Genomic DNA, 4630 nt, shown 5'->3' on the forward strand with positions numbered 1-4630 from the left:
CCGCGGCGCTCGCCCCGCCGGGCGGACCCGCGGGGGCCGGCGCCGGGCCGCCGCCCTGCCGTACGCAGTCGGGGCACTGGAAGCCCACGGAGGCGCTGATCATGCAGTCGGTGCAGATGGGCCGCTTGCAGCGGGTGCAGCGGATGCCCGTCTCACGGCCCGGGTGGCGGTAGCACGCCGGGGCCGTCGCCCCGGGTCCGTCGGGGCCGGTCGCCCCGGGTCCGCCCGGTCCCGTCGGCTCCCCGCCCGGCCCACCGGCGCCGCCGGGCTGGTCCTTCGGGTCCATGGGGCTCCTCCCTGAGCCGAGTGCGCCGCCGCCGCTCGGCGGAGGTCAGGACGTGGGCACGCCCCGTCCCCCTTGACGGATGGACGGGGCGTTTCGTTCCCGCCGCGCTTGGTCCCCGCTTGGGGAACCGGAAAGCCCGGCTTGAGGAAACCGGCGAAGAGCGGCCTCAGCGGCTCTCGATCACCACGTGCTCGATGACGGCGTCCTTGAGCGGACGGTCGGTGCGCGGGTTGGTGGCGGTCGTGGCGATCGCGTCGACGACCTTCTGGCTCGCCTCGTCCTCGACCGCGCCGAAGATCGTGTGCTTGTTGTTCAGCCAGTCCGGCTTGCTCACGGTGATGAAGAACTGCGAGCCGTTGGTGCCCGGGCCCGCGTTCGCCATGGCGAGCAGGTACTCGCGGTCGAAGCGCAGGTCGGGGTGGAACTCGTCGGCGAACTCGTAGCCGGGGCCGCCGGTGCCGTTGCCGAGCGGGTCGCCGCCCTGGATCATGAAGTTCTCGATCACGCGGTGGAAGATCGTGCCGTCGTAGAGCGGCGCGTTGGTCTTCTCGCCGGTCGCCGGGTTGACCCACTCGCGCTCGCCCTTGGCCAGCTCGACGAAGTTCGCGACCGTCTTCGGGGCGTGGTTCGGCAGCAGCCGGACCTGGATGTCGCCGAAGGTGGTCTTGAGGGTGGCGTAAAGCTGCTCAGCCACGATGTGCCTTCCGTTGTCCTTGAAGCTCTCGCCCCGATCCTCGCACGGACGCCGCCGGAGGCCACGCCCCGTCGAACGTCCGTACGGCAACGGGCGCGCCCTCCCGGCCCGCCCGGGCCCCTCCCGGCGCCCACCGCCGGACCCGTCCCGGACCCCGGCTGACCCGGATGGCCCGCCACTTGGCCCCCGTACGGCGATCCAGCGGGCATGATCGCGCCGGGGGTGGAAAGGTGAAATACCGTACGCCACCGAGGAGGAGGAACCCGTGACACGCATCGACAGCGTGCGCGCCGCGACGGGCTCGGCGAGGGAGAGCGTGCTGCACGCCGCGGAAGCGGTTGCTCCCTACGCCGACACCGCCCGTGAGCGCGCGACGCTCTACGCCGGCGAGGCCCGCGCCCGGCTCGCGCCGAAGGTCGCCCAGGCCGCCGACCAGGCCAAGGTCCAGTACGACGCCTACCTGGCCCCGCGCCTGGAGCAGGCCCGTACCCACATCCCGCCGCGCTTCGACGAAGCGGCGCAGCAGGCCGCCGTCAAGGCCCGCAAGGCGGCCAAGCAGACCCGCAAGGCGGCCCACCAGGCCGCCGACTACTCCCGCCCGCGCATCGAGCAGGCCCGCGCCGCCGCGACCCCGGTCGCGGAAGAGGCGAGCGCGCGCAGCGCCGCGGCGCTCGCCGCCCTGCGCGGCCAGGTCTCGCCGAAGGACGTGCGGAAGCTCGCCAAGAAGAACCAGCGCCGCCGCGGCGGGGGCTTCTTCAAGGGCATCGCCGTCGTCACCCTGCTCGCGGGCGGCGCCTATGCCGCCTGGAAGTGGTGGGACAAGCAGGCGAACCCGGACTGGCTCGTCGAGCCCCCGGCCCCCACCGAGGTCCCGGAGAGCGGCAGCCACCTCAGCGCGGTCGACGGCTCCGCCGACGCCGAGTCCCCCTCGAACGCCGAGCCGAAGGGCTGACCGCCCCCTCCCGCACGCGTACGCCCCCGGCCGGAACCCCTTCGGCCGGGGGCTTTGCGCGCCCGGCGATGTTCCACGTGGAACATCGCCCCCAGCGCCCGCGCGTTGTTCCACGTGAAACAACGACGGAGCCGGGCCCCCGCGTTGTTTCACGTGAAACATCGCTCCGCCCGGTCGGCCACCCGCCGCCTCAGACCGGCAACTGGTCCACGTACCGCTTGGCCATCACCAGCGAAACGCCCGGGTGGCGCTCGCGTACCTCCTTGACGGCCGCGACGCTCCCCCGCTCCCGCGCGACCTCCCGCACCCGCCCCGCGTCCACCTGCCGCCGGAAGCCCTCGTAGGACCCGTAGCGCTCCTGGAAGTCCCGCGCCCGCTGCCGCGCACCCAGCCGGCTCACGAGTCCGGCCACCAGCACCACGGCCATCCCGCCGTACAGCAGCACCTCACCGCTCATCGCCATCCCCCTTGTCCAGACCGTTTTCCCGTCTCCTCCCCCGCCTTCGCGACGGCGAACCCGTCACTTGCTCGGCGTGGCGACCTGCGGCACAGCGGCCGCTCGCGGGGAATTGTGGATTCAGAGCATGAAAGAGCCCCCCTCGCACACAGCGAGGGGGGCTCTGACCTGCGGTGGACCCTAGGAGAGTCGAACTCCTGACATCCGCCATGCAAAGACGGCGCTCTACCAACTGAGCTAAGGGCCCTTGATCCCGTGCCGCCACCGGAAACCGACGCCGACACCTGGCACAGGATAGCGGTACACCCCCCGGCTTCCGCAAAAGCGATACGGACGGCCGCGCGAGGGCGTCGTTGGGGCTGCCCTCGGCGCGGGCCGCTCCGTAGGATGCGCTCAGGCACGTGGGGCCGGAGCGGGACCGGGGAACGGACCGCCGCCGCACGGCCGGTGGTTCGCCCGTACGAACCGCGCCTGTGGGGAAGCCAAGGGGAGACGCACCATGGACGCAGCACACCAGGAAGCGGCGGCGAGAGCGGCGACGGCGGCGGAGAGCCCCCGGCTCCCGCAGCCCGCCACGGAGACCGCCCGTCTCCCGCGGGACGAGGTGCCGGAGACGGCACGACCGCACGAGGACCGTGGCCGGCACCAGGAAACCGCCGCGAAATCAAGGGAGTTGCAGCGCGTCTGGTACGGGGAGCCGCTCGGCACGCTCTTCCGCCGCCTCCTCGACGACCTCGGCCTCAACCAGGCCCGTCTCGCCGCGGTCCTGGGCCTCTCCGCGCCGATGCTCTCGCAGCTCATGAGCGGCCAGCGCGCGAAGATCGGCAATCCGAGCGTCGTCCAGCGCGTCCAGCTCCTCCAGGAGCTCGCCGCCCAGGTCGCCGACGGCAGCGTCCCGGCCGCCGAGGCCACCGTGCGCATGGACGAGATCCGCGCCTCGCGCGGCGGCTCCGTGCTCTCGACGGGTCAGACCGGCTCGACGAGCGGCGGCGCCCCCACCGTGCGCCGCGTCGTCCGCGAGATGCAGGCTCTCCTGCGCTCGGTCGCCTCCGCCCAGGACATCGTCGCCGCCGCCGCGCTCATCGCCGACGACCACCCCGAACTCGCCGAACTGCTGCGGGTGTACGGAGCCGGACGCACCTCCGAGGCCATCGACCACTACGCCACGCACCAGGGCTGAGCGCCGCCATGGCCGAGATCTTCGCGGGCCGCTACGTCCTCGCCGACCCCATCGGGCGCGGCGGCGCGGGCGCCGTCTGGCGCGCCTGGGACCGGCGCAGGCGCCGCTACGTCGCGGCGAAGGTGCTGCACCGCCGCGACGCGCACACGCTGCTGCGGTTCGTACGGGAACAGGCCCTGCGCATCGACCACCCGCACGTCCTCGCCCCGCGCAGCTGGGCCGCCGACGACGAGCAGGTCCTCTTCACGATGGACCTCGCGCGCGGCGGCAGCGTCGAACGCCTCGTCGGCGACTACGGGCCGCTGCCGCCCGCGTACGTGTGCCTCCTGCTCGACCAACTGCTCGCCGGGCTCGGCGCCGTGCACGCCGAGGGCGTCGTCCACCGCGACGTGAAACCGGCGAACCTTCTCCTCGAAGCGACCGGGACCGGCCCTCCGCACCTGTGGCTCTCCGATTTCGGCATCGCCGTGCACCGCGACGAGCCGCGGCTGACCGATCCGGACCACGTCGTGGGCACCCCCGGCTGGATCTCCCCCGAACAACTCCTCGGCGCCGAACCGGACGTGCCCGCCGACCTCTACGCCGCCGGGCTCGTCGCGATCCACCTCCTCACCGGCGGCCGTCCCGACGCGCGGGGCCTCGTCTCGGCCTACGCGCGCGGCGTCCCGCCCGCCCCGCGCGACATCCCCGCGCCGCTGTGGGACGTGCTCGGCCCGCTCCTCCACCCCGATCCGCAGCGCCGCTTCCGTACCGCGACGGCCGTGCGCAAGGCCCTCGCCGAGGCCGCGCGGCTCCTGCCGGGCCCGGGCACGGACGAGGAACCCATCGAGGTCTTCGACCAACTCGGCCCGCCGCCCCCGGGGTTCACCGAGCAGGGCCCGCTCCCGCGCCCCTTCGACCCCGAGGTCCCGTACGAGGAGAGCGCGCCCGCCCCGGCGTACGGGACACCGCCGTCCCCGGTCTCCGGCTCCCTGCCGCACGCCGCCCCGACGACGACCGTGGCCCGCCCCGTCCCCCCGCCGCCCGCACACCCGCCGACGCCGGGCCCCGTGCCCCCGCGG

General features: G+C 74.1%; 5 protein-coding genes, 1 tRNA gene and 1 pseudogene. 3 read left to right on the forward strand and 4 right to left on the reverse strand.

Annotation, left to right across the window (positions count from 1 at the left end):
- Together G3I42_RS15640 and G3I42_RS15645 are read right to left on the reverse strand one after the other, a co-directional pair.
- Positions 1-286, reverse strand: a pseudogene (locus G3I42_RS15640) (rhomboid family intramembrane serine protease); the annotation flags it as partial.
- 166 nt (positions 287-452) lie between these two features.
- Positions 453-980 (reverse strand): peptidylprolyl isomerase, encoded by a 528-nt coding sequence (locus G3I42_RS15645; RefSeq protein WP_164286428.1) that lies wholly within the window; start codon positions 978-980, stop codon positions 453-455.
- Positions 981-1245: 265 nt separating this feature from the next.
- Here G3I42_RS15645 and G3I42_RS15650 point away from each other — a divergent pair, with 265 nt between their 5' ends.
- On the forward strand, positions 1246-1932 hold the full coding sequence (locus G3I42_RS15650; protein ID WP_164286430.1) for a DUF5324 family protein: 687 nt from the start codon (positions 1246-1248) through the stop codon (positions 1930-1932).
- A gap of 190 nt (positions 1933-2122) precedes the next feature.
- Here G3I42_RS15650 and G3I42_RS15655 read toward each other — a convergent pair whose 3' ends face one another.
- Positions 2123-2389: a hypothetical protein gene (locus G3I42_RS15655; protein ID WP_239096475.1), complete on the reverse strand. Its 267-nt coding sequence runs from the start codon at positions 2387-2389 to the stop codon at positions 2123-2125.
- 174 nt (positions 2390-2563) lie between these two features.
- Positions 2564-2636: transfer RNA gene (locus tag G3I42_RS15660), tRNA-Ala, on the reverse strand.
- 252 nt (positions 2637-2888) lie between these two features.
- Here G3I42_RS15660 and G3I42_RS15665 point away from each other — a divergent pair.
- Together G3I42_RS15665 and G3I42_RS15670 are read left to right on the forward strand one after the other, a co-directional pair.
- On the forward strand, positions 2889-3569 hold the full coding sequence (locus G3I42_RS15665) for a DNA-binding protein (RefSeq protein WP_239096476.1): 681 nt from the start codon (positions 2889-2891) through the stop codon (positions 3567-3569).
- 8 nt (positions 3570-3577) lie between these two features.
- Positions 3578-4630: serine/threonine-protein kinase (locus G3I42_RS15670; protein WP_164286434.1), on the forward strand; the 1053-nt coding region annotated here is incomplete at its 3' end.

The organism is Streptomyces sp. SID11385, from assembly GCF_010548245.1.
Classification (GTDB): Bacteria; Actinomycetota; Actinomycetes; order Streptomycetales; family Streptomycetaceae; genus Streptomyces.

Bases quoted from the DNA above. Each gene is read 5' to 3' on its own strand.
- G3I42_RS15655 (WP_239096475.1), bottom strand. From the start codon at position 2,389: ATGAGCGGTGAGGTGCTGCTGTACGGCGGGATGGCCGTGGTGCTGGTG.
- G3I42_RS15665 (WP_239096476.1), top strand. From the start codon at position 2,889: ATGGACGCAGCACACCAGGAAGCGGCGGCGAGAGCGGCGACGGCGGCG.